The 23294-nt window shown below is 71.1% G+C and carries 25 protein-coding genes and 3 tRNA genes; 13 read left to right on the top strand and 15 right to left on the bottom strand.

Features of this window, described 5'->3' with window-relative positions:
* A partial coding sequence (locus tag ACGF3C_RS03645; RefSeq protein ID WP_393218410.1) for a carboxypeptidase regulatory-like domain-containing protein occupies positions 1–1901 on the bottom strand: 1901 nt, incomplete at its 3' end.
* Positions 1902–2101: 200 nt separating this feature from the next.
* Here ACGF3C_RS03645 and ACGF3C_RS03640 point away from each other — a divergent pair.
* The 5 genes from ACGF3C_RS03640 to amcA all read left to right on the top strand — a co-directional run bounded on the left by ACGF3C_RS03640 (position 2102) and on the right by amcA (position 6803).
* Complete coding sequence (locus ACGF3C_RS03640; protein ID WP_238672767.1) at positions 2102–2455, top strand: sterol carrier family protein; 354 nt, start codon at positions 2102–2104, stop codon at positions 2453–2455.
* A 167-nt stretch (positions 2456–2622) separates the two neighbouring features.
* On the top strand, positions 2623–4161 hold the full coding sequence (purF, locus tag ACGF3C_RS03635; protein WP_393218407.1) for an amidophosphoribosyltransferase: 1539 nt from the start codon (positions 2623–2625) through the stop codon (positions 4159–4161).
* 57 nt (positions 4162–4218) lie between these two features.
* Positions 4219–5373: a phosphoribosylformylglycinamidine cyclo-ligase gene (gene purM, locus ACGF3C_RS03630; RefSeq protein ID WP_196920530.1), complete on the top strand. Its 1155-nt coding sequence runs from the start codon at positions 4219–4221 to the stop codon at positions 5371–5373.
* A 130-nt stretch (positions 5374–5503) separates the two neighbouring features.
* The gene (gene amcB, locus ACGF3C_RS03625; RefSeq protein WP_357222786.1) at positions 5504–6607 is read left to right on the top strand and encodes a cyclophane-forming radical SAM peptide maturase AmcB; all 1104 of its coding nucleotides are present in this window, start codon (positions 5504–5506) and stop codon (positions 6605–6607) included.
* A complete protein-coding gene (gene amcA / locus ACGF3C_RS03620) occupies positions 6576–6803 on the top strand; it encodes a multiple cyclophane-containing RiPP AmcA (RefSeq protein ID WP_357206840.1) in 228 nt (75 codons plus the stop codon). Before amcB ends, amcA begins: the two co-directional genes overlap by 32 nt.
* A gap of 136 nt (positions 6804–6939) precedes the next feature.
* Here the strand turns inward: amcA and ACGF3C_RS03615 are convergent, their stop codons facing one another.
* Together ACGF3C_RS03615 and ACGF3C_RS03610 are read right to left on the bottom strand one after the other, a co-directional pair.
* Positions 6940–7155 carry a DUF3073 domain-containing protein gene (locus tag ACGF3C_RS03615; protein ID WP_124821603.1) on the bottom strand — a complete coding sequence of 72 codons (216 nt, stop codon included), beginning with the start codon at positions 7153–7155 and terminating at the stop codon, positions 6940–6942.
* Between the two features lie 300 nt (positions 7156–7455).
* Positions 7456–8538 carry a Glu/Leu/Phe/Val dehydrogenase dimerization domain-containing protein gene (locus ACGF3C_RS03610; protein WP_145796214.1) on the bottom strand — a complete coding sequence of 361 codons (1083 nt, stop codon included), beginning with the start codon at positions 8536–8538 and terminating at the stop codon, positions 7456–7458.
* A gap of 193 nt (positions 8539–8731) precedes the next feature.
* Here ACGF3C_RS03610 and ACGF3C_RS03605 point away from each other — a divergent pair, with 193 nt between their 5' ends.
* Together ACGF3C_RS03605 and ACGF3C_RS03600 are read left to right on the top strand one after the other, a co-directional pair.
* Positions 8732–9571, top strand: coding sequence for a hypothetical protein (locus ACGF3C_RS03605; RefSeq protein WP_203123410.1), 840 nt, complete (start codon positions 8732–8734; stop codon positions 9569–9571).
* Positions 9572–9821: 250 nt separating this feature from the next.
* Entirely contained in the window at positions 9822–10031 is a 210-nt protein-coding gene (locus ACGF3C_RS03600; RefSeq protein ID WP_007073996.1) for a BldC family transcriptional regulator, read from the top strand.
* Between the two features lie 99 nt (positions 10032–10130).
* Here ACGF3C_RS03600 and ACGF3C_RS03595 read toward each other — a convergent pair whose 3' ends face one another.
* Complete coding sequence (locus ACGF3C_RS03595; protein WP_357222771.1) at positions 10131–10520, bottom strand: PPOX class F420-dependent oxidoreductase; 390 nt, start codon at positions 10518–10520, stop codon at positions 10131–10133.
* Positions 10521–10574: 54 nt separating this feature from the next.
* Between ACGF3C_RS03595 and ACGF3C_RS03590 the strand changes: the two genes are divergently transcribed.
* Positions 10575–11354 carry a class I SAM-dependent methyltransferase gene (locus tag ACGF3C_RS03590; protein ID WP_393218402.1) on the top strand — a complete coding sequence of 260 codons (780 nt, stop codon included), beginning with the start codon at positions 10575–10577 and terminating at the stop codon, positions 11352–11354.
* A 53-nt stretch (positions 11355–11407) separates the two neighbouring features.
* Here ACGF3C_RS03590 and ACGF3C_RS03585 read toward each other — a convergent pair whose 3' ends face one another.
* Positions 11408–11695 carry a hypothetical protein gene (locus tag ACGF3C_RS03585; RefSeq protein ID WP_355004718.1) on the bottom strand — a complete coding sequence of 96 codons (288 nt, stop codon included), beginning with the start codon at positions 11693–11695 and terminating at the stop codon, positions 11408–11410.
* A gap of 177 nt (positions 11696–11872) precedes the next feature.
* Between ACGF3C_RS03585 and ACGF3C_RS03580 the strand changes: the two genes are divergently transcribed.
* Positions 11873–12730 carry a 3-hydroxyacyl-CoA dehydrogenase family protein gene (locus ACGF3C_RS03580; RefSeq protein ID WP_357222777.1) on the top strand — a complete coding sequence of 286 codons (858 nt, stop codon included), beginning with the start codon at positions 11873–11875 and terminating at the stop codon, positions 12728–12730.
* Positions 12727–13470, top strand: coding sequence for an enoyl-CoA hydratase/isomerase family protein (locus ACGF3C_RS03575; RefSeq protein WP_393218399.1), 744 nt, complete (start codon positions 12727–12729; stop codon positions 13468–13470). The genes ACGF3C_RS03580 and ACGF3C_RS03575 overlap by 4 nt, the downstream gene beginning before the upstream one ends.
* A gap of 67 nt (positions 13471–13537) precedes the next feature.
* Here ACGF3C_RS03575 and ACGF3C_RS03570 read toward each other — a convergent pair whose 3' ends face one another.
* Positions 13538–14884 (bottom strand): ABC transporter substrate-binding protein, encoded by a 1347-nt coding sequence (locus tag ACGF3C_RS03570; RefSeq protein ID WP_355004720.1) that lies wholly within the window; start codon positions 14882–14884, stop codon positions 13538–13540.
* A gap of 156 nt (positions 14885–15040) precedes the next feature.
* Between ACGF3C_RS03570 and ACGF3C_RS03565 the strand changes: the two genes are divergently transcribed.
* Positions 15041–15430 carry a hypothetical protein gene (locus tag ACGF3C_RS03565; protein WP_350854648.1) on the top strand — a complete coding sequence of 130 codons (390 nt, stop codon included), beginning with the start codon at positions 15041–15043 and terminating at the stop codon, positions 15428–15430.
* A 57-nt stretch (positions 15431–15487) separates the two neighbouring features.
* Here the strand turns inward: ACGF3C_RS03565 and ACGF3C_RS03560 are convergent, their stop codons facing one another.
* Positions 15488–15928: a hypothetical protein gene (locus ACGF3C_RS03560; protein WP_393218395.1), complete on the bottom strand. Its 441-nt coding sequence runs from the start codon at positions 15926–15928 to the stop codon at positions 15488–15490.
* Between the two features lie 129 nt (positions 15929–16057).
* Here ACGF3C_RS03560 and ACGF3C_RS03555 point away from each other — a divergent pair, with 129 nt between their 5' ends.
* A complete protein-coding gene (locus tag ACGF3C_RS03555; protein ID WP_357203063.1) occupies positions 16058–16762 on the top strand; it encodes a DUF2786 domain-containing protein in 705 nt (234 codons plus the stop codon).
* Between the two features lie 12 nt (positions 16763–16774).
* On the opposite strand, the gene ACGF3C_RS03550 is transcribed toward ACGF3C_RS03555, so the two are convergent.
* Entirely contained in the window at positions 16775–17302 is a 528-nt protein-coding gene (locus tag ACGF3C_RS03550; RefSeq protein WP_355004723.1) for an SRPBCC family protein, read from the bottom strand.
* A gap of 156 nt (positions 17303–17458) precedes the next feature.
* Here ACGF3C_RS03550 and ACGF3C_RS03545 point away from each other — a divergent pair, with 156 nt between their 5' ends.
* A complete protein-coding gene (locus ACGF3C_RS03545) occupies positions 17459–18646 on the top strand; it encodes a hypothetical protein (RefSeq protein ID WP_393218391.1) in 1188 nt (395 codons plus the stop codon).
* Positions 18647–18854: 208 nt separating this feature from the next.
* Here the strand turns inward: ACGF3C_RS03545 and ACGF3C_RS03540 are convergent.
* From ACGF3C_RS03540 to crtI, 7 genes are all read right to left on the bottom strand, one after another.
* Positions 18855–18928: transfer RNA gene (locus ACGF3C_RS03540), tRNA-Phe, on the bottom strand.
* A gap of 99 nt (positions 18929–19027) precedes the next feature.
* A tRNA-Asp gene (locus ACGF3C_RS03535) sits at positions 19028–19101 on the bottom strand.
* Between the two features lie 52 nt (positions 19102–19153).
* Positions 19154–19226 (bottom strand) — tRNA-Glu (locus tag ACGF3C_RS03530).
* 154 nt (positions 19227–19380) lie between these two features.
* Positions 19381–20163, bottom strand: coding sequence for a polysaccharide deacetylase family protein (locus tag ACGF3C_RS03525; protein ID WP_357225604.1), 783 nt, complete (start codon positions 20161–20163; stop codon positions 19381–19383).
* Between the two features lie 75 nt (positions 20164–20238).
* Positions 20239–21183, bottom strand: a complete 945-nt coding sequence (locus ACGF3C_RS03520; protein WP_357225634.1) for a MerR family transcriptional regulator — start codon at positions 21181–21183, stop codon at positions 20239–20241.
* Positions 21173–21793, bottom strand: coding sequence for an isopentenyl-diphosphate Delta-isomerase (gene idi / locus ACGF3C_RS03515; protein WP_357225607.1), 621 nt, complete (start codon positions 21791–21793; stop codon positions 21173–21175). The genes ACGF3C_RS03520 and idi overlap by 11 nt, the downstream gene beginning before the upstream one ends.
* A complete protein-coding gene (crtI, locus tag ACGF3C_RS03510) occupies positions 21790–23271 on the bottom strand; it encodes a phytoene desaturase family protein (RefSeq protein WP_393218386.1) in 1482 nt (493 codons plus the stop codon). Before crtI ends, idi begins: the two co-directional genes overlap by 4 nt.
* Between the last annotated feature and the right edge of the window lie 23 nt (positions 23272–23294).

Genomic DNA, 23294 nt, shown 5'->3' with positions numbered 1-23294 from the left:
TAGCCGGCCTGGTCGTAGCCTCGGTCGTCGTAGCCGCCGCGCTGCTGCTGCGGAGGCTCCTGACCGTAGTTGCCGCCCTGGTCGTAGCCGCCGGCGGGCTGGCCGTAGCCGGCCTGGTCGTAGCCTCGGTCGTCGTAGCCGCCGCGCTGCTGCTGCGGAGGCTCCTGACCGTAGTTGCCGCCCTGGTCGTAGCCGCCGGCCGGTTGGCCGTAGCCGCCCTGGTCGTACCTGCCAGCCTCCGGAGCGCCGTATCCTGCGGTCGGCTCGGCGGCGCGACCGCCGTACGGGGCGGCATCGGGCTGGCCGTACCCCTGCCCCTGTTCGGGCTGGTAGACGCCGGTGGCGTACGGGTCGGCCGGGGCCGGGTACTGGGTGCTGTCGCCGGTGTAACGGCCGGTCGGCTCGTCGAACCGCTCGCCGTAACCGGCTGCGCCAGCGGGAGCCGGCGGGTAGGCGGCGGTGCCGCCCGGGGCGTCGTAATCACGACCGCCGTAGCCGCCACCGGAGGCTGGGGCGTTCCCGTAGCCGGCACCGGAGGCCGGAGCATTGCCGTAACCGGCGCCGGGCGCGGCACCGTAGCCGTCACCGGCCGCACCAGCGCCGTAACCGCCCTCGGGGCCGGCCGGGGAGCCGTAGCCGCCACCGGAGGCGGGGGCGTTGCCGTAGCCGCCGGCACCGTACCCAGCGGACGCTGGCTCCTCGCCGTAGCCCGCGCCACCCCAACCCTGCTGACCCGCGCCGCCGTAAGGCTGGGCAGGCGCGCCGTACGGGTCCGGCGGAACGTCGTCGACCACCGGGCGGTGCATCATCGTCGGCGCCTCGCTCAGCGCCGCGCCGCCGACCATCGTCGGATCCGCTCCACCGCCGGGCCGACCGCCGACCACGCGGGTCTGGTCGTCCGGACCGCGGAAACCGCCCCGTGAGGGAGGCACCACACCGCCGCCGCCGACAGCCGCCGGAGCGTCGTCGTCGTCGCCGTTCTCCCTGCGCTTCATCCAGAGCAGCACGATCGTGCCGACACCGGCGGCGACCAGGAGACCACCGAGCAGAATGATCAGGTACGAGCTGAAGCCGCCGCCGTCGTCCTCGCTGTTCGCGGCGTTCGCCGGAGCACCCTGGCTGGCCTCCTCGGTGGGCTCCTCCTCGGTGCCCTCCTCGGTCGCCTCGTCGGTGGGAGTGGCCTCGGGGGTGGCGGACGGCGTGGCGCTGGGCGTCGTCTCGACCTTGATCGCGAGGCTGAGTCGCTGACCGGTGACTGCCTGCCCGGCGCTGGCGTTCAAGGACTTGAACGCCTTGATGTTGTCGAACGACGCGCCCAGGTCGATCCGTCCGGGCGCGATCGGGTTCTGGGTGGTGCCGGTGAACCGGAAGTCGCCGCTGCCATTGCTGGTGGCGTCGTAACGGTGACCGGCGGTGTCCTGGAGGACCACGAACGCGTTCGCCACGGCCTTGCCGTCGCCCTGCGCGACCACCTTGCCGGAGACCGACCGCACGGTCTGGTTCTGCGGCGGCGGCGGAGCGGCCTTGCCCTTCACAGTCAGCGAGACGGTGGCGGTGTCCGGGCCCGACTCGGCCTCGACGGCCACCGTGATGGTCGCGGTCGCGTCGCCGGCGTTGTCGCTGGCCGCGATCCTGACCAGGGCCGACCCTGTCGGGTTGCCCAGGCCGCCGCCGGAGAGTTTGACGTCGCCGCAACCACTGGCGCAGCTGACGCCGGACGGCAGGCCGGCGAGGCTGACCTTCGCTGACTCGTCGTCATTACCCCCGGTGACGCGCACGGTGATTGTGGCGTCGCTGCCGGCGTTTACGGTGATCGAGCCGGGGGAAACGCTGACATCTGCGGCCATGGCTGGTGTGGCGGGGACGGCGAGCAGAGCGCCGGCAACCAGCGCTACGACCACACCGGCCCGCTGCTTCCAGGCACGTCGGTGTGTTGACACGTCCACCGCCTTCCGGGCTGACTTCCCTCTGACCGGCGGGGCGCCGGGCCGGGGATCATCACGGTACGAATACGCCGTCGGCAACTATGCCTTGTCCGACTGCATGAGCGCGACCCAGGGCCAGCGTCGCGTGTTTGGCCTGGGGGTCGTATCGTCCCGTCGTGTCCTCTCCGCACAGTAAGTCCGCTGCCGTTGCCGCCGCGTTGTCGGCGCTCGACGAGGGGCGTACACCCGAACGGCCGGTGTTCCGAGAGGCGGTCCGGTCGCTGTTGGCCGTCCTCGCGGAGCGCGCCCCCGGCCGATCGGTGGAGGTGCGCGTCCCACCATACGGGGCGATCCAGTGCGTACCGGGGCCTCGACACACCAGGGGAAATCCACCAAACGTGGTCGAGATGGCCCCGAACACCTGGTTGGAGCTGGCAACCGGCAGGGTCGCCTGGGCGGAGGCGGTCACCGACGGTCGCGTCCAGATGAGTGGAAACCGCGCGGACCTCTCGGCCTATCTGCCCCTCTAGTTGTCCCGATGTCCACTCCCCGTAACGCTGAGCAGGGGAATCGTGACTTTCTGTATTGACGCCGATTCGCGTACACTGTCAGGCGATGACAGTGGTCCCGGCAGAGGAGAGTGGATCCGCCCGTGATCCCCGCCCGGCCGGTCCAGACCAGCATGAGGGAGCGGTAGGTGCCCCGAGGCGACGGCCGGCTGAGCCACGACCTTGATCCCCAACGACCTGGCCCCCAGGATGCCTGTGGCGTCTTCGGCGTCTGGGCCCCCGGCGAAGAGGTTGCCAATCTGACCTACTTCGGCCTCTACGCCCTACAGCACCGCGGCCAGGAGGCGGCGGGCATCGCGGTGAGCGATGGCTCCGGCGTGGTGGTCTACAAGGACCTCGGCCTGGTGGCGCAGGTCTTCGACGAGCCCACCCTGGCCAGCCTGCGTGGTCACCTGGCGATCGGGCACGCCCGGTACTCCACCACCGGCGCGTCCAACTGGGAGAACGCCCAGCCGACGATCCGGTCGACGACCTCCGGCACGACCATCGCGCTGGCCCACAACGGCAACCTGGTCAACACGGCCGAGCTGGAGAAGGAGGTCGCCGAGCGCGGCCTCATCGCGGACGGCTCGACAAACGACACCTCCCTGGTGACGATGCTGCTCGCCAGCCGACCGGATCTTTCGGTAGAGGCGGCCGCGCTGGAGGTGCTGCCGCAGCTGCGTGGCGCGTTCAGCTTCGTCTTCATGGACGAGTCGACCCTCTACGCGGCCCGCGATCCGCACGGCGTCCGCCCGCTGGTGCTCGGCCGCCTTGAGCGCGGCTGGGTCGTCGCCAGCGAGACGGCCGCCCTGGACATCGTCGGCGCCAGCGTGGTGCGCGAGGTCGAGCCGGGCGAGTTGATCGCGATCGACGAGAACGGGCTGCGCTCCACCCGGTTCGCCGCGCCGGAGCCGAAGGGCTGCCTCTTCGAGTACGTCTACATCGCCCGCCCGGATGCCACGATCGCCGGGCGCAACGTCCACTCGGCGCGGGTGCAGATCGGCCGGCAGTTGGCCAAGGAGCACCCGGTCGAGGCCGACCTGGTGATCCCGGTGCCCGAGTCGGGCACCCCGGCCGCCATCGGGTACGCGGAGGCGTCCGGCATCACGTACGGCGCCGGTCTGATGAAGAACCCGTACGTGGGCCGCACCTTCATCCAGCCGTCGCAGACCCTGCGTCAGCTCGGCATCCGGCTCAAGCTCAACCCGCTGCGGGAGAACGTCCGCGGCAAGCGGTTGGTGGTGGTGGACGACTCGATCGTGCGCGGCAACACCCAGCGCGCCATCGTGCGGATGCTGCGTGAGGCGGGGGCGCTGGAGGTGCACGTCCGGATCTCCTCCCCGCCGGTCAGCTGGCCGTGCTTCTACGGCATCGACTTCGCCACCCGGGCGGAGCTGCTGGCCAACGGGTTGGACAACGACGGCATCCGGCGCTCCATCGGCGCCGACACGCTGGGCTTCGTTTCCCTTCCCGGTCTGATCGCCGCGACCGAGCAGCCGAAGACCAGGTTGTGTCGGGCGTGTTTCGATGGGGAGTACCCGATCGAGTTGCCAGCCGGCAACCTGATCGGTAAGCACCTGCTCGAAGGGGTGGGTCGACGCGTCGCCAACTCGACGCCGGAGGCCCCGCTCACCAACGGCTCGTCCGTCGCCACTCCGGGTGGCGTTACCGCAAACCGCCCGTAGCACCAACCGGCGCGGCCCGGCTACCGCCGGCGGCACCGAGAACCAAAGGGGAGAACCGTGACGCACGTGTCCGAGCGCAGCGGCGCAGGAAGCAGCCCGACCGGCGCCGGCGGCGACCGCCAGCCGTGGACGGGCGGTGCTGGCCGCCAGGCGCGCAAACGCTCGGTCTCGTACGCCGACGCCGGTGTCTCCATCGACGCGGGTGACCGCGCGGTGGAGTTGCTCAAGTCGAAGGTGCGGCAGACCCGCCGTCCCGAGGTGCTCGGTGACCTCGGTGGCTTCGCCGGCCTGTTCCGGCTGGACACGAAGAAGTACAAGAGCCCGATCCTGGCGTCCTCCACCGACGGGGTGGGCACCAAGCTGGTGATCGCCCAGCAGATGGACATTCACGACACGGTCGGCATCGACCTCGTCGCGATGGTCGTCGACGACCTGGTGGCCTGCGGCGCCGAGCCGCTGTTCCTGCTCGACTACATCGCCACCGGCGAGGTGGTGCCGGACAAGGTCGCCGAGATCGGCGCGGGCATCGCCGACGGCTGCCGCTACGCCGGCTGCGCGCTGCTGGGCGGCGAGACCGCCGAGCACCCCGGCGTCCTGCGTCCGGACGAGTACGACATTTCCGCGACCGGCGTGGGCGTGGTCGAGGAAGCTGACATCCTGAGCCCCGAGCGGGTCGAGGTGGGCGACGTGGTGATCGCCATGCGCTCCTCCGGCCTGCACTCCAACGGGTACTCGCTGGTCCGGCACGTGCTGCTGGGCGCGGCCCGGATGCGTCTGGACATCGTGATCGACGACTTCGGTCGGCAGCGGACCCTCGGCGAGGAGCTGCTCACGCCGACGAAGATCTACGCCAAGGACTGCCTCAAGCTGATCGCCGAGGCCGAGGTGCGGGCGCTGTCCCACATCACCGGTGGCGGCATCCCCGGCAACCTGGTCCGGGTGTTGCCCGAGCACGTGGACGCGGTGGTCAACCGGTCCACCTGGAAGCCGCAGCCGATCTTCGACCTGATCCAGACGAAGGGTCGGATCGACGACCACGACATGGAGTCGACCTTCAACATGGGCGTCGGCATGTTCGCGATCGTCTCGGCCGAGGACGCCGACCGGGCGCTGGCCACCCTGACCGGCCGTGGCGTCGAGGCGTGGCAGGCCGGCGAGATCATCGAAGGCACCGGCAACGTGCAGATGGTCGGTCAGCACACCCGAGGATGATCACCTCCCGGTGATCGTACGGGCACCTGATCAGGGCTTCACCCGAGTGGCCAATGCCGCCTAGCCTGAAGGGCACCCTCAGGCTAGGCGGAGGAGGGCAATGGCTGCTCGGGGACAGTCGTTCAGCGGGATGCGCGGCCTTGCCGCCGTCCCGTCGTACGTCGTCATGCAGCCCACCACTCTCTGCAACCTCGACTGCGCGTACTGCTATCTGCCGTTTCGCGCCGCCGACCGCCGGATGCCGGTGGCGGTGGCCGAGGCGGTCGCGGCCGCTGTCAATCCGTGGGCGGCGACTGGTCGGTTCTCCGTCGTGTGGCATGGCGGCGAGCCCCTGGCCGCCGGTCGAGAGCACCTGGCCGATCTGATCGCCCCGTTCGGGCCGGCGGTCGAGCACCACGTGCAGACCAACGCCACCCTCATCGACGACGCCTGGTGCGATTTCTTCGCCCGGCACGAGATGCGGGTGAGTGTGAGCGTCGACGGGCCCCGGGCGCGTAACGGCGACCGGGTAAACCGGGGCGGTCAGCCGGCGTACGACCGGATCCTGCACGGCATCTCGGTGCTGCGCCGGCGCGGTCTGCCCTTCTCCGCGCTGGCCGTGGTGTCCCGGCCCGAGCCGGGGCTCGCCACCGAGCTGTACGACTACTTCCTCGAGCTGGGCTGCGACGTGCTGGGCATCAACATCGAGGAGACCGAGGGGGTCAACACCCGCGACAACCGCCACGACCCGTCGGCGGTGTCCGCGTTCTGGGCGGAGTTGGTCGGGGCGTGGCGTCGGGAGCCCCGGATCCATCTCCGCGAGATCGAGTGGTCGTTGCGTTACGCCGCGGCGGTGCTGGACAACTCGGCGGACGGGGTGCTGCCCCGCCATCTGGACCCGATCCCGACGATCGGTCACGACGGCTCGGTGATCGTGCTGTCGCCGGAGTTGGCCGGGTTCACCGACCCCCGCTACGGCGACTTCAGCAGCGGCAACGTGCTGACGACCCCGTTGGCGCAGATCCTCGGCAACGCGGCGTCGACGCCGTGGGTGGGGGAGTTCCTGGCCGGGGTGGAGGCGTGTCGGGCGTCCTGCCCGTACTTCGGCTTCTGCGGTGGTGGTCATGCCGCCAACCGTTACTTCGAACTGGGGCGTTTTGACGGTACGGAGACCGAGCACTGCCGCAACAGCAAGATCCGCCTATTGGAGGGAGTGTTGGAGCATGCCCGAGACCACCAGTCACCGGCGGCCTGAGCGCGAAGCGAACGACGGAGTCACCGAACGGGTGCGGGACGCGGCTCCCGCGCTCGTCGCGCTGCTCCAGGAGGCCGAGGACGCACGGCTGCTGCGTTCGGAGGTGTCGGGCGGAGGGGACTCCAGCGCGGTCTGCGCCTGGAACCACTTCGAGAACATCCCGACGTTCTACAACTGGAACAATCGCCCGCGCTGAGGGAGCCGTTGTCAGGGGCCTGTCGAGCGGCCGGAGTGGATCCGGTCGGGCCAGGCCCCTGATCGTCGGCGACTGCACCTGCACGGGACGTGCGTGAGCACGCGGGGGTTACCGCGTGCTCAGCTGCGTCGAGAGGTCAGCGGGTCGGACGTACCCAGGGATCTGGGTCGTCGTCAGCGTGATCCTCATCATCATCGCCGACGGACTCTTTAGAGTCGTCGTCGAAGTGGTGCTCAGACTTACCAGCACCCGCCAGTTCGCGCTGCAAAGCGGTGAGGTCGGTGTTCGGGGAGTGGTACTTCAACTCCCGCGCCACCTTAGTCTGCTTGGCCTTAGCACGGCCGCGCCCCATGGCTCGACCCCCTCGCACAGAATGCGGGGCAGCCCGAAGGCGGGCCCCGATGACGTCAGGCATCTCTCGTGGCTCTTACGGTACATGGGGATGCCAACGTTCGGCACCTCGGGTTACCGTCAGCCGGCTCTGCGCGTCGCGTCGATCCGGCCGTCACCCAGTGTACCGGGTAAGGAGCGGAACGGTTAGCACCCGTGACACCGGACAAACCGCATCAAATTCGACCCGGGCTCAGCTTACCCAGCGAGGCCCGGCACCGGGGCCCGGAGGCGGATCTCGTCGACCCGCCCCCGGGGGCGCTCAGCGCAGGTGGATCGCGCGCAACCGGCCGACGTCCGCCATCCGGCGCTCCGCCAGCCGGTCGGCGGCCACCGCCGGGGGCACGCCCTCCGCGTCAGCCAGGTGCAGGATCTCGCGGGTGGTGTCGTAGATCCGGGTCGCCCGCAGCTTCGCCCGGTCGAAGTTGAAGCCCTCGATCTCGTCGGCCACCTGGATCACGCCGCCCGCGTTGACCACGTAGTCCGGGGTGTAGAGGATGCCCCGGTCGGCCAGCAGCTTCTCGATGCCCGGGTGGGCGAGCTGGTTGTTCGCCGCCCCGGTGACCACCTTGGCGCGCAACGCCGGCACGGTGTCGTCGTTCAGGGCGCCACCCAGCGCGCACGGCGCGTACACGTCGATGTCCGCGGCGACCAGCGCGCTGGCGTCGTCGACGAGGGTGACCTCAGGGTGGTTGCTGCGCACCCACGCCAGCGCCTTCGGGTTGACGTCGGTGGCGACCACCTCGGCGCCGTCCTCCAGCAGGTGCCCGGTGAGGTACTTGCCGACCTTGCCCAGCCCGGCCACGCCGACCCGCCGGCCCCGCAGGCTCGGAGTGCCCCACACGTGCTCGGCAGCGGCCCGCATCCCCTGGAAGACACCCCAGGCGGTGAGGATCGACGAGTCGCCGGCGCCGCCGTGCTCGACGCTGCGCCCGGTCACGTAGCGGGTCTCCCGGGCCACCACGTCCATGTCCGCCACGTACGTGCCGACGTCACAGGCGGTGTAGTAGCGACCGCCCAGCGACTCCACGAAGCGGCCGTACGCGCGCAGGAGCGCCTCGCTCTTGATCTGCTCCGGGTCGCCCCAGATGACGGCCTTGCCGCCGCCCAGGTCCAGCCCGGCGAGCGCGTTCTTGTACGCCATCCCGCGGGACAGGTCCAGCACGTCGGCGAGGGCGTCGTCCTCGCTCGCGTACGGGTAGAAGCGGGTGCCGCCGAGTGCCGGGCCCAGCGCGGTGGAGTAGATCCCGATGATCGCCTTCAGGCCGCTCTGCTTGTCCTGGCAGAACACGACCTGTTCGTGACCGGTCGATACCGGGTCGTCGGTGCTCGCGAATACGCCCATTGTTGGCTCCTACTGTGGTGTGCGTCCTTGTGGGACGCGGACCTGGTGGACCCCGGCGGGGATGCTGCCGGTGTGATCGAGCCTAGTATCGGCCGCCGGGCAGGCGCTCGACGTGCCGCCGCCGTCCCACGGTGCGGCGCGCGTGCTCCGGCCGCTGACCGCGTACGGGCGTGGTTCGTGGGAGGATCGCGCGGTGCCGTCGCTCTTCGCTTCTTACCTGCGCGTGTACGAACCGCTGGCCGCGTTCGATCGGGACCGGCAGAGCTACTGGCGCCGCTACGTCTCGGAGGGGCGCGCGATCGCCCCGGTCGAGGGGCCCGGTCGGCAGCGGACGGCGGTGATCGAGGCGCTGGGCGCTGGCTGGACCCGGCTGCCCGACCTGCCGGAGGAGGCGTACGTCCTGGAGACGGACGACGGCCTGCTGGTCTGCCCGTGGAACCTGCGCATCCGGGTCGCTGAGGCGGCGCTCAGCGCCCGGGACGGGGTGCCCTCGGTGCTCGCCGACGCCTTCGTGCCGCCGGTGCTCGCCGGGCAGGCCAGGGCGGTGGTGGACGACTGGCGCAGTGGCGCCCGGGTGCTGGAGCACGGGGTGCCCAGGGTGCACGAACAGATCGCCACCTGGGGCGTACCGCTGCGGTGGTTCGTGCTCTTCGACCCGGCGGAGCGGGACCTGGTCACCCAGCCGGGCCGGCGGGCGTTGCGCTACCGCACCGAGATCTCCAAGGCTCGACGCCGCTCGTCGCGGGCGCTGTCGGTGCTGCGCAAGTCGGTGGGCGAGGCGCCGATCACCGAGGCGGTGGAGGAGGCGGCCCGCTGGCTGGAGGAATTCCATCCGCGGTCAGTGGTCGAGCTGGACTACGGCGGTCTGGTCGACCTGCTCTCCGACGAGACGCTCGCCGCGGACGACTCGCCCGAGCTGGTCGCCGGTGGCCTCGCGGGGCTGTCGCGCGGCGAGGCCGAGGAGGCGTCGGCCGCGTACGACAAATTGGTGGCCCGGTGGCGCGCGGTGCAGCTGTTGGAGCGGTGCAACTAGGGCATATCGCACTAGGAGCGCTCCCAAGGCGAGTTGTGCTCGTAGTTGACGCATCACGAACCGTGATCATGAGTCCTAATAAGGTACTTTCTGCCGTGTAAAAGTCGTAAAAATCGGGCATGGTTCATCCGTCCGTCTAGGGACCTTCATCCGTTCGGCCCATGTCGGACATCGGGGACTAGCCGGACCATGGGAGACGCGTCGGCCGGCGGGACCCCGGCCGATGTCTATACATGTGGAGGAGTGACCGATGGCATCGCGAACGCACGAACCAGAGCCGCTACTCACGCCGGCCGAGGTGGCGTCGATGTTCCGGGTCGACCCGAAGACGGTGACCCGGTGGGCCAAGGCTGGCAAGCTCAGTGCCATCCGCACCCTGGGTGGCCACCGTCGGTACCGTGAGTCGGAGGTCAGGGCGCTTTTGCAGGGCCAGATCCCGCAGCAGCGGCAGGGCGACTGAGCAGCGATAGTTCTTCGAAAGGGGCGGTGGATCTCGATCCGCCGCCCCTTTTCGTGTGCGCCGCCGAGCACGACCCGACCGCGGGTCAGCGCCGCGGGGTCAGCGCCGTGGCTCGGCCAACGTCACCCGGATGCCCACCGTGCCGCCCTCGCCGCGCCGCAACCGGCTGCTCAGCAGACTCAGTCGACCGATCACGCGGTACTTGTGCTTGATCAGGTCGCGGATCCGGCCGGTGTCACCACCTCCGTAGAGCGTCGCGTGAGCTGGCACCTCCGCCCCGTGTGGTCGACCCCGGACGTCGCACGGGGCGATGGTCACCTCTCCGTTGCGGCGGATCCGCTTCACCTTGCCGGAGTCGGCCCGGGTCCAGACCGCCAACGCCTCGCCGTCGCGCACCGCCCAGACCGGGGTCGGCACCGCCCGACCGTCCTTGCGAAAGGTCGTGAGCAGGATGTACTTCTCGGCCGACAGTCGGTCCAGCATGGTCACGCCGCCAGGATACGGCCGGTGCGGGGCACTGAGTGGCCAGATAGCGTGAACGTCGTGACGGTGGAGCCCCAGATCGGTGACGTGGTCGGCGAACTGCTGCGGGACACGCTCGCCGTGGCCACCGGGGTGGGCCCCCGGCCCCTGGTCGGTGGTCGACTGCCGCGACCGGTCATCGAGATCATCGAACGGGACGACGGTCTGATCAACGGCGCTCCGGCCGCGCACTACCTGGACGGGCCGGCCGAGTGGCAGCCGTACGACCACCGCGCGGTGGACCGGGCGCACGGCGAGACGCTGGACATCGGCACCGGAGCCGGCCGGATCGCGCTGCTGCTCCAGGAGCGCGGCGTACCGGTCACCGGGCTGGACACCTCCGCCGGCGCGCTGGAGGTGAGCCGGCGTCGCGGTGTCCGGCGGCTGGTGCACGGCACCGTCGACACGCACGTCGCCGACGGGTCGCGGTACGACACGTTCCTGCTGCTCGGCAACAACCTCGGGCTGTTCGAGGGGCGGGAGCGTGCTCCCGAGTTCCTGGCCGCGCTGGCCGCGCTGGCCCGACCGGGGGCGCAGATCATCGCGCAGGGCACCAACCCGTACGGCACCCGCGACCCGCTGCACACCGGCTACCACGAGCGCAACCGTCGACGCGGCCGGTTCGGTGGCCAGCTGCGGCTGCGGCTGCGCTACCGCGAGTTGAGCACCGAGTGGTTCGACTACCTGGTCTGCTCGGCGGACGAGTTCGCCAGCCTCGTGCACGGCACCGGTTGGCGGCTCACCGATGTGGACGACCGTGACGCCCCCTACTACCTGGCCACCCTGCGCCTCGTCGACTGAGCAGGACGGCCCCCGCTCACCGCCGGGCGGAGAGCGGGGGCCGTCCGTACGTCTCAGACCTGGACGGTCGGGGGGAGCTGCTCGGGCGGAAGGCCGCCGTCGCCGTCGACCACCTCGTCCGGTTGGCCGTCCTCGTCGATGTCGACCATGGTGATGTCCACCTTGCCGTCACCGTCGGTGTCGAACTGGAACAGGTCCGCCTTGCCGTCGCCGTCGGTGTCGACCACCCACACGTCGGTCTTGCCGTCGTTGTTGGTGTCGGCGCGCAGCAGTTCGACCCGCTCGTCGCCTCGGGTCTCCACGGTCTCCCCGGCGGTGACGCTCTCCGGTGCCTGGCTCATGTCGATGCGGTCCTTCCCTCGGTTGACGGGGCGTCATTACCCGATCCGGCGCTCCCCCACGCATGGACCGGGTCGTCGCGCTGTCTAGGGTCGCACCATGAGCGAGCGGAGCGGGCGGGACACCCGGGCCGGCGTAGCGGGGACCCCGCGCGTCGGCGGGCGGGACAGGGAGGCGTGATGAGCGATCGTTTCGTGGTCGTCGGTGCCGGCACGATGGGGCTTGGCATCGCGTACGTGGCGGCCGGCGCCGGGCACGCCGTCGAGTTGGTCGAGGTGGACCCCGCGCGGGGTGCGGCCGCGCTGAACCGGCTCGCCGAGCTGTGGGAGCGGGCTGTGCAGCGAGGGAAGTTGAGCGCCGACGAGGCCGCCACGAACCGGCAGCGGGTGACGCTGCGCCCAACCCTCGCCGATGTAGCTCCCGCCCCCCAGGTGATCGTGGAGGCGGTGCCGGAGCGCCTCGAGCTGAAGCGTGCGGTTCTCCGGGACGCCGCCGCGCTGCGTCCGGCACTGCTGGGCAGCAACACCTCCAGCATCGCCATCGGGGCGCTGGCCGCCGAGCTGGACGCGCCCGAGCGCTTCCTCGGCCTGCACTTCTTCAACCCGGTCTGGGCGATGGCGCTGCTGGAGATCGTGGTCGGCCCGGCCACCGCCGAGGAGACCACCGCCGCGGCCGTCGCGCTCGCCGGCCGGCTCGGCAAGGACCCCGTCGTCGTACGCGACATGCCCGGTTTCGCCACCTCCCGGCTCGGGGTCACCCTCGGGCTGGAGGCCATCCGGATGGTCGCCGACGAGGTGGCCAGCCCGGCGGACATCGACAAGGCCATGGTGCTCGGCTACCGGCACCCGATCGGGCCGTTGGAGCTCACCGACCTGGTTGGGCTCGACGTGCGGCTGGACATCGCCCGCACCCTTCAGGCCGCGTACGGGGACCGTTTCGCGCCGCCGCAGCTGCTGGTGGAGATGGTGGCCGCCGGGCGGCTGGGCAAGAAGTCCGGGCAGGGCTTCTACCGCTGGGAAGGCGGGGTCAGGCAGTGAGCGGGTTGCGGATCGAGGAGCGTCCGGACCGGCTGGTGGTCACCCTGGACCGGCCGGAGAAGCGCAACGCCATCGACGCCGACCTGATCGCCGAGCTGCACCAGGTCTGCGCCGAGTTGGAGGCCCGCCCGCGCCTGCTGCTGCTCACCGGCGGCGCGTCGGGCATCTTCGCCGGTGGCGCCGACATCGGCCAACTCCGCGAACGGGGTCGCACGGACGCCCTCGCCGCGATCAACTCGGCTGCCTTCGCCCGTATCCGGGCGCTGCCGATGCCGACCGTGGCGGCCGTCGACGGCCCGGCGTTGGGCGGTGGCGCGGAGCTGGCGTACGCCTGCGATCTGCGGGTGTGCACGGCGCGGGCGGTCTTCGGGCAACCGGAGGTGCGGTTGGGCGTCCTTGCCGGCGCCGGCGCGACCCACCGGCTGCCGGCGTTGATCGGCGAGGGCCGGGCCAAGGAGCTGCTCTTCACGGGCCGGCGGGTGGACGCCGCTGAGGCGTTGCGGATCGGCCTGGTGAACCGGGTGGTGGACGAGCCCGGCGAGCTGCTGACGGTGGCGCACGCGTTGCTGGACGAGATCGCCCTGGGCTCACCGTTGGCGGTGCGGCTGACCAAGCTGGCGGTGGACGCGCCGGCCGCCGCGCACCCGCACCTCGACCTGGTCAGCCAGGCGGTGCTCTTCGAGGACGACGAGAAGCACCGCCGGATGACCGAGTTCCTGGAGCGCCGCCGGCCGCGCTGATCCCGCGTACGCAGAAACGGCCGCACCGGCGTGAAGCCGGTGCGGCCGTCGTCGTTTCTGGGCCTGCCTACTGCCGGATCTGCACCCCGGCGTCGGCCAGGCCGCGGATCACCTGGGCGGACTCACCGAAACCGATGATCAGTACGGCGTCCGCGCCGAATTCCTTGATCTCCTTCGCGCCGCCGCTGAAGTCGACCGGAGCGGCCTTGGCGTCGGCCGGCGGCTCGTACGTCAACAGCTTGAGCCGGTCGTTGGCGATACCGGCCTTCTCCAGCTCGTCACGGACGGTGCCCTGGAGGCCCTCACCGTAGGAGTCCTTGCGGGCGACGATGACGATCTTCTGTGACCCGTCGCGGAGGATCACGTCGGCCAGCGCCCGGCCCTGGAGGCTGTCCGGCGGGGCGGTACGGAAGTAGAGGCCCTGGTCGTCGACGTCGGTCAGGCTGCTGTCGGTGTTGGACGGGGAGAAGAGGATCTTCCCGGCCTGCACCACGTCCGGCAGCACCGCCCGGGAGATGCCCGAACCACCGGCACCGATGATCACGCTGACGCCGTCCGTCACGTGCTTGGCCACCGTCGCCTTGGCCACCGCCGGGTTGGTGCCGTCGTCGCCGTCGAGCCACGTCACCGGCTTGCCCAGTGCGCCGCCAGCGGCGTTGACCTCCTTGATCGCCAGCGCCGCGCCGGCGGCCATCGGCGGGTAGGCGATCGAGAGGTCACCGGTCTTCGGCAGCAGGCCACCCAGGATCAGCGGCTCCTGGTCGGCGGCGGCGCCACCCGGGCGCTGCTTCTTCGGCTTCGGCGGGGCCTTGGTGCTCGCCGCCGACTCGATGCCGGCGCCGACGAACTCGGTCTTGCCGTCGTTGATCTGCTGCCCGTCGAAGGTCAGCGTCGCGTAGCTCGCCGTGGCCGGCTCACCCTTGTCGGTGAAGCCCGCCCGGGTCAGCGACACGCCGCGGTACTCGATGTCCTGCCCGTTGCGGGCCAGCGCGAGACAGCTCGTCGGGTCTTCGCAGCGCTGCCCGTCGTTGGTCACGGCAACGATCTGCTTGGTGATGGCGGCCGGGTCGGTGCTCCCGGCCAACTGGGCGGCGAGCACGGCGATCACCACCGCGTCGTACGTCTCGGCGGAGTACACGAAGTCCGTCAGCGCCGGATTGACGGCCCGTAGCCGGCCCTTGAAGTCGTCTGGCAGCGGCACGAGGGGCGTGGTGCCCTTCATTCCGTCGACGAGACTCGCCCGTTCCTTCAACTCCGCTGGATAGGAGTTGAGCATGTTGCCGTCCGTGCCGTAGAGGCGCACCTGTTGGGCGCTGGCCTCTTCGGGCTTGTCATCCCCGCAAGCGCTTGTGGCGAGCAGGATCGTCGCGCAGGCAGCCAGTGTGGCTACCCGCGAGCGGCGTGATACGAACATGGTCGTCCTTCCTCCGGCGAAGGTCCGCTGCGCACATTAGCGTGCCGAGGCCGGCGGCGGGACCGTGGAGGTGGCGTAATGCGCAGGTAGCTCGCGTTGAACACGGACAGTGACGGTTGAGAGGGGCGCTTGACCACCCGTCCTACTGTGCGCTGCGTGACGGACCTACCACAGCAGACGTTCGATGACGCGGCCGCCGTGCTCCGTTCGGCGCTGACCGGCGATGGAGACGCGGTGGTGGGAGCCTTCGACGCGGTCGTCGACCGGGCCGGCCTGGACGGCGCGTACGACGTCGCCTGGTGCCTGGCCGCGACGATGCTCGGTGACGCGCCGGCAGCCAGCGGGGCGGCGCTCGACTTTCCGGGGATCGACCAGGCCGGGTACGACACCCGCTGGGTGGCCCGCTTCGTCAGCGCGTACGCGAATCGGGACGAGCCGACCGGGGAGGCGCTGTTCGGCGCGGCGGCCGCCGACGGGCTGCTCCCCGACTGCCTGCTCACACTCGCCGGCTCGACGATCGCCACACTGCGCAGCCGCGCGGGGTGAACCGCCGCCGGGTCGCGGCGTCCGTCGGGGGGCGGACGCCGCGACCGTGCGGGTCGGTCAGAACGCGTGGTACGCGATGAGCGGTTCGTACTCGTAGCGCAGGTTCTCGAAGCGGACCCGGAAGTTGACGCCGTCCCGAACGTTGGTCGCTACCGTGATCCAACCCGAGTTGGCCGGCAGGTAGGTCCAGTAGTTGCAGGCGCTCGTCTTGTCGACGAAGATCACGCACGCGTCGGTGGCGTACACGCTCGCGTTGCGCACGTTGATGTCGCGGCAGCGCGTCGTGGTGCGGTACTGGCCGGCTGAGCCGCCGTACCGGCCGGTCTCGAAGTACGACCGGACCGCCCCGCCGTAACAGGTGGCGAGCGGGGCGAACACGTTCGGCCCGGAGCTGACCGGCGTGGTCGGTGTGGTCGGCTCCGCCTGGGCGGGCGTGCCGACGGAGAGCAGCGCGACGGCCGTGGCGACGGCGAGCAGACGAGCGGTCGGGGATGGCATCCGTTCGTTCCTCCAATGAGTTGGTCAACGGTCCGTATTGGACTGATCATCTGGCCGTGACGATGATACGTATCGATCGATGGCCGCGCGGCCCCGGTGATGTCCGGCCCGTGTGGTAGCTCTGTAGGCATGTCCGAGGCCATGCTCAGCAAGGTGCGCAAGCTGTTGGCCCAGGCCGAGGACCCGGCCTGCACGCCGGCCGAGTCCGCCGCGTTCACCGCCAAGGCGACCGAGCTGATCGCCCGCTACGGCGTCGACCGGGCGCTGCTCGCCGCCCGGGACCCGACCACCGACCCGGTCGGCGATCGGGTGCTGGACGTCGTCGCCCCGTACGCCCGCGACAAGGTCGGCCTGCTCGCCGCGGTGGCCGAGCCGCTGCGCTGCCGCTGCGTACGCCGTCGGCAGGGCAACGGCTTCGCCCTGCACCTCTTCGGCTTCGCCAGTGACCTGGAACGGGTCGACCTGCTCTTCACCTCACTGCTCGTGCAGGCGGCGCACGGCCTGGCCGCCACCGAGGTGCCCGCCGACGACCACCCCGCCGCCTTCCGCCGCTCCTGGCTGGCCGGCTTCGCGGAGGTGGTCGGAGGGCGACTCTGGGCGGCGGAGTCGGCGGCGGCCAGCGAGTCGGGGACCCCGTCGGTGGCGCTGGTGCTGGCCGACCGGTCCGACCGGGTGCAGCGCCGGCTCACCGAGGAGTACCCACGGCTGCGTACGGCACCGCCACGTCGGTTGGGCGGCACCGGCTTCGGTTCGGGGGCGGAGGCCGGGGAACGCGCGAACCTCGGTGGTCGGGACCTCGGTGGTGCCGCTGCCGGTCGGCGGCTCGGCCGGTGATCCGGTAGGCCGTCAGGCCGCCGTGCTGGGGCGATGGCGCGACACCGTGGCGACGTAGCGGGTGAGCAGCTCGTGCCAGCCGGCAGTGAGCGCCTTGCGGTAACCCTCGGCAGCCTCGCCGTGCCGGTCGAAGTGCCGGTGCTCCAGTTCGAGCCGGGTCTGTTCCGGCCCCTCGGCATGGAACAACACCTCGACCTCGCTCGCGCGGGCCGGGTCCGGCACCGGTGCCCGGTCGGGGCCGATCTGCCACACGAAGACCAGTCGGCGAGGCGGATCCCAGGTGAGCACCCGGCCCCAGTCGGCCCGGAAACCGTACGGGCCGATCTCGTAGAGCATGCCGCCGGCCCGAGGCTCCATGCCCAGCTCGGCCAGTGCGTCCGGGCCGGACCAGGTGTATTCGGTGACCCACCAGTCGGTCAGCTCGTCGCTGAAGACCGCGAATGCGTGCTCGGCGGCACCCGGGACGAGAACGCTGCACCGGAGAGAGAACTGGCCGACGTCCTGCCGGATGTCGGCCGGATCAGTCAATTCCTGTCCCATAGGCCCGGACCATACCGGCTGATGCCTCGGTGTGCAGCTTCGCGCGGTGCCCGGTTCCAGACAGAGGGTCGTCGAGTCGTCACGGACGGGATGCCCGGCTGGAAAGCGGGTAACCGCGCGGACGACCGGGACTTTCGTGCGGGCGGGCGGGAGATCATGAGCGAGAACGCGCAGCAACGAGGACCGGACCGGACCGTCGACGACGCCGCAGACCCGGACGTCCTGCTCGACATTCCGAAGGTCACCGTCGACTCCATCCGACTGGCGGTCGACGGTCTGGAGGCCGACCTGTCGTTGCGGGCCCGGGTGGCCAACCTGCTCCAGGTCGACGCCGGCGTACGGGTGCACCTCAACGGCGGCGAGTTGAACATCGACGGGGTGAACGCCGAGGCGCAGCTGCGGGTGCGGTTGGAGCAGTTGACCAGGATCCTGGGCCGCGCGCTCGACACACTCGACCACAACCCACACATCATCGAGACGCTCGCGCGCACGGCCGGCACCGCCGTCGACGACATGAACCGCGGCGCCCAGCAGCTGGCCGCAGGCTCAGCGGAGATCAAGGCATCGGGTCGACGCTCGGACGACGTCCGCGACCAGCCGAGCCGGCAGGTCGGCGCGGCCAGCCCGGTGGTCGACCGCGACCGGCTGGGCTCCGACCGGACTGGTCCAGGTCGGCCATCGGGCTCCGGTCAGCCGGGTCCCGATCGCCATGGCCCCGATCGCCATGGTCTCGATCAGCCGGAGCTGGATCAGCCGGGCCGTGGGCGACCGGGTCCTGACCGGCCGAATGCGGATCGGCCGGATGCGGGTCGGCCGGATGCGGGTCGATCCGGGGCTGGTCCGGTCGGCTCAGGACCGGGTGCCGGCGGTCCTGGACCGCGAGCCGGTGGCCCAGGACCGGCCGACCAGGCGCAGCCGGAAGGTCAGCGTCCGGAGGGCCAGCCTCCGGAGGGCCGTGAGCCGCAGAACCCGCAGTCGGAGGAGCAGCGTGCGGAGGGCCAGCGTCCGCGCAGTCCACAGTCGGAGGGGCAGCAGCAGGAGGGCCAGCGTTCGCAGGGCCAGCGTCCGGAGACCGGCCCGCCGGCTGCCCATGGTTCGGAAGGTCAGCGGCACGAGGGTCCGCGTCGCACCGAAGAAGCCCGCAAGCAGTCGGATGGGTCGGGTCCGAGCCCGTCCGGTGGCGGCGACGGTGGTCTGCCGGCCGCGGCGCAGGCTGCGGCGCAGAGCGCAGCCCAGTTCGCCGAGCAGGCGGGGGAGACGCTGCGAGAGGCCGGACGCAGCGTGTGGGAGGCGATCCAGGGCGGCGTGGCCCAGCATCGCTCGCAGGGTCGCCGCGACCACTGACGCCGCGTGGCAATGCGGCACGCCCGCCGCGCTGCCCTGATGCGGAGGCGACCGCAGACATGATCGACTCGGTTTCCTTGAATACGCGGTGTCGCGCCAGCCGGAACGCCGCGACTTTCAGAAAGTGGTGTTGATCACGCTCGCCAAAGCAAGATCCCCACCTGCGTATCCGCTGGTGGGGATCTCTGTAGCCCGGCGAAAGGCTATGTGGCCAGGGGCGGGGTCGAACCGCCGACCTTCCGATTTTCAGTCGGACGCTCGTACCAACTGAGCTACCTGGCCGTGTCGCTCGGCTCATGTTACCCGGCAACCGGACGAACCGGCGGCAAGGCGACCTGCTCCGATACGCAGAACGCCGCGCGGGGCGCGGCGTCAGCGCTGCGGTCCTGACGGGACTTGAACCCGCGACCTCCGCCTTGACAGGGCGGCGAGCACTCCAACTGCTCCACAGGACCTAGCTTGTGTTGCTCCGGCTTGCACCGGCCTTGCCCCGGCTTTCGCCGGTCGTGCCCCCAACGGGATTCGAACCCGTGCTACCGCCTTGAAAGGGCGGCGTCCTGGGCCGCTAGACGATGAGGGCGGCCCCGCCATCATTGCACACTCGCAACTTCAAGCGGACTTGCTCCCATCCGGCCCCGCCGGAGGCTTCGAAAGCATACGTGATGCTCCGTCGGTCGACAAAATCGGTGTCGGCAGGGGCTTGGGACGGGCAATAACAGCAGGTCAGGGCGGTTCTAGCGGAGTCGGGTGATGCCGAAGCGCTGCTTCAGATCGGCGATCATCTTTGGGCATGCGGCGAGTGTCGCGGCCCGATCACCGCCTCCGTCATGCAGAAGAACGATCGCACCGGGCCGGGTGGCGGCGTGGACACGCTTGCCGATCGTGGCTGCGGTCGGCTTGTCCCAGTCCTGCGGGTCTACCGACCAGTGCAGTGGACGCATGCCGAGGTCCTTGGCCACCCTGACCACCTCCGACGTCCACCGGCCGCCGGGCTGCCGGTAGAACGACACCTTCGCGCCGGGAACGGCCTTCTGGATGGCCTTGTTGGTGCGGTCCAGGTCGGCCCGGATCTCGCCGACGGGTCGACGGGCGAGCTCGAGGTCGTGTCGCCAGCTGTGGTTGCAGAGCTGGTGTCCCTCCCGGACGATCCGCCGGACCAACTCCGGGTGACGCTGTGCCTCGCGACCGACGACGCAGAAGGTCGCTGTCACCTTGGCGGCCTTCAGCTGGTCGAGCACCTTGGGTGTCCAGGCCGGGCTGGGCCCGTCGTCGAACGTCAGGGCCACCGGGCGTACGCCGGTGTTGCGCCCCAGGCCGGAGGGGAGCTTGGCCGGCAGCGGCCGCAGTGGCGGCTTGGCCGGCTTGGTGACGCTGGGGTGCGGTTTCGGGGTGGGCGGCGGTGTCGATTCCACCGGCTTCGGAGCGGCGGCGGGTGTGATGGTGCGGGTTGGCTGGGCGCAGCCGGACAGGAGCAGCGCCACGGCGAGGACGGACGCCAGGATGGCGCGGGCTTGCATCTGCTCGCTCCCGGAGGGTCGGGGTAGGCGGACCCGCCCGACGGTAGTTCACGCCGCGATCCGGCGACAGTGCGATCAGTCACGCCTCGACTGGTCCAGGGAGTCGCGGACGGCGGTGGAGAGCGAGACCGCCTCGGCCAGGTCGACCGGCCGCACCACCCCGGCGGGCAGTGTGTCGGCTCGCCAGCCGGGGCCGGCGGCGAGCACCAGCAACGGGCGCCGGGGGGCAGCGAGCAGCGCGCTGAGTTGGGTCGGGTCGGCGGTGGCCCGGGTGTGCGACCAGAGCACCACGGCGGCGGGTCCGGTCCGGTTGACCGCCTCGACGAGAGCGGCCACCGGCACCCGGGCACCGAGCATCCGGTAGCTGACGCCGGCCTCCGCGAGGGCTGCCGCCAACGCTTCCAGCGGCAGCGTGTGCTGTTCCTCGTCGGCGCAGGAGAGCAGGATCCGGGCCGGCCCGGTGGGGACCTTGGCCCGACTGGCCGCCGCGAGCGCTTCGGAGACGCAGCGGGACATCAGGTGTTCCACCTCGATCAGGCCGGCGGTGGCGGCGTGCCGTTCGCCGATGCCGGCGAGCACCGGGCGCAGCAGGCCCTCCCAGGTGGCCACGACCCCGTTGGTGGCCAGGGCGTGCGCGATCGTCTCGCTGATCGCCGCCGTGTCCAGTCGCATGGCAGCCCGGGCCAGGCCGCGGGCCGCCGGACCGGCACGGCCGACCGGGATGGAGCCGCCGCCGTCCCGGCCGGTCGGGTGGATCCGGGCGGGGGCGACGGTGCCGTTGGGCATCGGGTCCGGTGCCTGGCGGGCCCAGCGGGCCGCCTCGGCGGGGCTCACTCCCTCGGCGGTGAGTCGTCGCATGATTTCGAGACGGGCCAGATCGGTGGGTGTGTACCGGCGGTGGTGACCGGGGATGTGTTCGCTGGGCCCGAGCCCGTAGCGCTGGTGCCAGGTGCGGAGGGTCGTCACCGCGACCCCCAACCGACGTGCGACGGCGCCCGCGCTCAGCGCCTCATCGACCACCCGACCGCTCCGCCGTGTCATCCGCCGACGATCCGGGCAGCGTCATGGCCGGGCCGGTTGCGCCCGACCGGGACTCCGCGGGGCGGAGCAGCCGGTTCACCACCCCGCCCAGCCAGGGCGCGTACGACCGGGGATCGAGCTTCAACTCGGCCTCCAACGCGGCGGGGTCGGCCCACCGCAGCTCGGCCACCTCGTCCGGGTCGGGCAGCAGCGGAGCGCCGGGCAGGAACTCGCCGCGCAGCACGTGGTCGTACTCGAACTCGACCCGACCGGTCGCCGGGTCCTCGGCGTAGTAGACGTAGACGCCGACCTCGGTCAGCTCGACCGGGCCCGCGCCCAACTCCTCGCTCAGCCGTCGGTTGGCCGCCTCGGCGAGCGACTCGCCAGGCTGGGGGTGGCCGCAGCAGGAGTTGGCCCAGCGCAGCGGAAACCGGGTCTTGGCGGCGGCTCGGCGTTGGAGCAGCACCTGGCCGTCCGGGTCCACCAGCAACACCGAGAAGGCCCGGTGCAGCTGCCCCGGTGGTTGGTGCGCGGCCGCGACGGTCGTCTCGCCGTGGGCCGTGCCGGTCTCGTCGACCAGCTCGACGAGGTGCTTCTCGCGGCTGCTCATCGGCCTTCCCCGGTGATCCGGCCGGCGGCGAGCTTGCCGGAGATGAGCACCATCGGTACGCCGACGCCGGGTTGGGTCCCGGAGCCGACGAAGACCACGTTCGACAGGTCGCGGTGCAGGTTGGACGGGCGGAACGGGCCGGTCTGGAAGAGGGTGTGCGCGGCGGCGAACGGGGTGCCGGCGGCCATCCCCTGCTCCTCCCACTCGGCGGGGGTGATCGCCCGGAGCACCTCGACCCCGGCTCCGAAGGCGACGTAGCCGCGCTCCTCCAGGGTGCCGATGAGCTGGTCGGTGTAGCGCTGGGTCAGGTCGCCGCGCCACTCGAACGGTGCCCGGTGCAGGTTGGGCACCGGGGCGAGCACGTAGTAGGTGTGTCGGTCCGGTGGGGCCACCGCGGGGTCGGTCCGGCTGGGGTTGGTCACCAGCAGCGACGGATCGGTCATCAGCTCACCCCGTCGGATGACCTCATCGAAGGTGCCCTTCCACGCGCGCCCGAAGTGGATGTTGTGATGGGCGATCTTCGCATAGGCCTGTCGGGAGCCGACGTGCAGAACGACGCAGGACGGCGAGTAGGTGAGCCGGCGCTGCGGCGCGGCGGGAAGCAGGTCCCGGTAGGCGACCGGCAGGTCGGGGTTGAGCACCACAACGTCCGCCGGCACCAGGTCGCCGTCGGCGGTGAGCACGCCGGTGGCGCGGCCGTTGACGGTCTCCACCCGGGTCACTGTGGTGTCGTACCGGATCTGCACGCCGTGCTTCTCGGCCGCGCCGGCCATCGCCCTGGAGACCGCGTGGATGCCGCCGCGTGGGAAGTAGACCCCGGCCACCGAGTCGAGGTACGCGATCACCGCGTAGATGGCCAGCGCGTCGTGTGGCGCGAGGCCGGCGTACATCGCCTGGAAGGAGAAGATCCGCTGGGTACGCGGGTCCCGGAAGAACTGGTTGATCTTCGTCTGGAGGCGTCGGAAGGCTCCGCCGCTGAGCAACTTGAGCAGGTTGCCGGTGATCAGGTCGGTCGGCGCGTCCAGGTTGCGCTCGATGAAGTCGGTGCGCTCCAGCCGCCACAGCTCTCGCGCGTACTCGACGAACCGCAGGTAGCCGTCGGCTTCCCGGGGCCCGCACACCCGGGAGATCTCGGCCGCCATCCGGGTGGTGTCGGTGAGCACGTCGAGGGTCGAGCCATCCGGGTAGTACGCCCGGTAGGCGGGGTCGAGCGGGGTCAGGTCCAGCCAGTCGTGCAGCTCCTCGCCGACCGCGCCGAGCGCCTCGGCGATCAGGTCGGGCATGGTGAGCACGGTCGGGCCCGTGTCGAACTCGTAGCCGTCCACGCCGAGGCGTCCGGCCCGCCCGCCGGGCACCGGCTCGCGTTCCAGCACCGTCACCTGTCGACCGCTGCCGGCCAGGTGCAGCGCGCAGGCGAGCCCGCCCAGCCCGGCCCCGACGACCACCACCCGGTCCGTCCGTCCTGTCACCGTCCGCACGTGACCACCTCCTCGCTCAAGTC

The organism is Micromonospora sp. NPDC047762, from assembly GCF_043204655.1.
Taxonomy (GTDB): Bacteria; Actinomycetota; Actinomycetes; order Mycobacteriales; family Micromonosporaceae; genus Micromonospora.
Note: the sequence above shows the minus strand (reverse complement) of the source record. Positions and strands in the feature narration are given on the sequence as shown.

Bases quoted from the DNA above. Each gene is read 5' to 3' on its own strand.
- amcB (WP_357222786.1), top strand. From the start codon at position 5,504: ATGCGCGGCCTTGCCGCCGTCCCGTCGTACGTCGTCATGCAGCCCACC.
- amcA (WP_357206840.1), top strand. From the start codon at position 6,576: ATGCCCGAGACCACCAGTCACCGGCGGCCTGAGCGCGAAGCGAACGAC.
- ACGF3C_RS03615 (WP_124821603.1), bottom strand. From the start codon at position 7,155: ATGGGGCGCGGCCGTGCTAAGGCCAAGCAGACTAAGGTGGCGCGGGAG.
- ACGF3C_RS03610 (WP_145796214.1), bottom strand. From the start codon at position 8,538: ATGGGCGTATTCGCGAGCACCGACGACCCGGTATCGACCGGTCACGAA.
- ACGF3C_RS03600 (WP_007073996.1), top strand. From the start codon at position 9,822: ATGGCATCGCGAACGCACGAACCAGAGCCGCTACTCACGCCGGCCGAG.
- ACGF3C_RS03585 (WP_355004718.1), bottom strand. From the start codon at position 11,695: ATGAGCCAGGCACCGGAGAGCGTCACCGCCGGGGAGACCGTGGAGACC.
- ACGF3C_RS03580 (WP_357222777.1), top strand. From the start codon at position 11,873: ATGAGCGATCGTTTCGTGGTCGTCGGTGCCGGCACGATGGGGCTTGGC.
- ACGF3C_RS03570 (WP_355004720.1), bottom strand. From the start codon at position 14,884: ATGTTCGTATCACGCCGCTCGCGGGTAGCCACACTGGCTGCCTGCGCG.
- ACGF3C_RS03560 (WP_393218395.1), bottom strand. From the start codon at position 15,928: ATGCCATCCCCGACCGCTCGTCTGCTCGCCGTCGCCACGGCCGTCGCG.
- ACGF3C_RS03555 (WP_357203063.1), top strand. From the start codon at position 16,058: ATGTCCGAGGCCATGCTCAGCAAGGTGCGCAAGCTGTTGGCCCAGGCC.
- ACGF3C_RS03550 (WP_355004723.1), bottom strand. From the start codon at position 17,302: ATGGGACAGGAATTGACTGATCCGGCCGACATCCGGCAGGACGTCGGC.
- ACGF3C_RS03545 (WP_393218391.1), top strand. From the start codon at position 17,459: ATGAGCGAGAACGCGCAGCAACGAGGACCGGACCGGACCGTCGACGAC.
- ACGF3C_RS03525 (WP_357225604.1), bottom strand. From the start codon at position 20,163: ATGCAAGCCCGCGCCATCCTGGCGTCCGTCCTCGCCGTGGCGCTGCTC.
- idi (WP_357225607.1), bottom strand. From the start codon at position 21,793: ATGAGCAGCCGCGAGAAGCACCTCGTCGAGCTGGTCGACGAGACCGGC.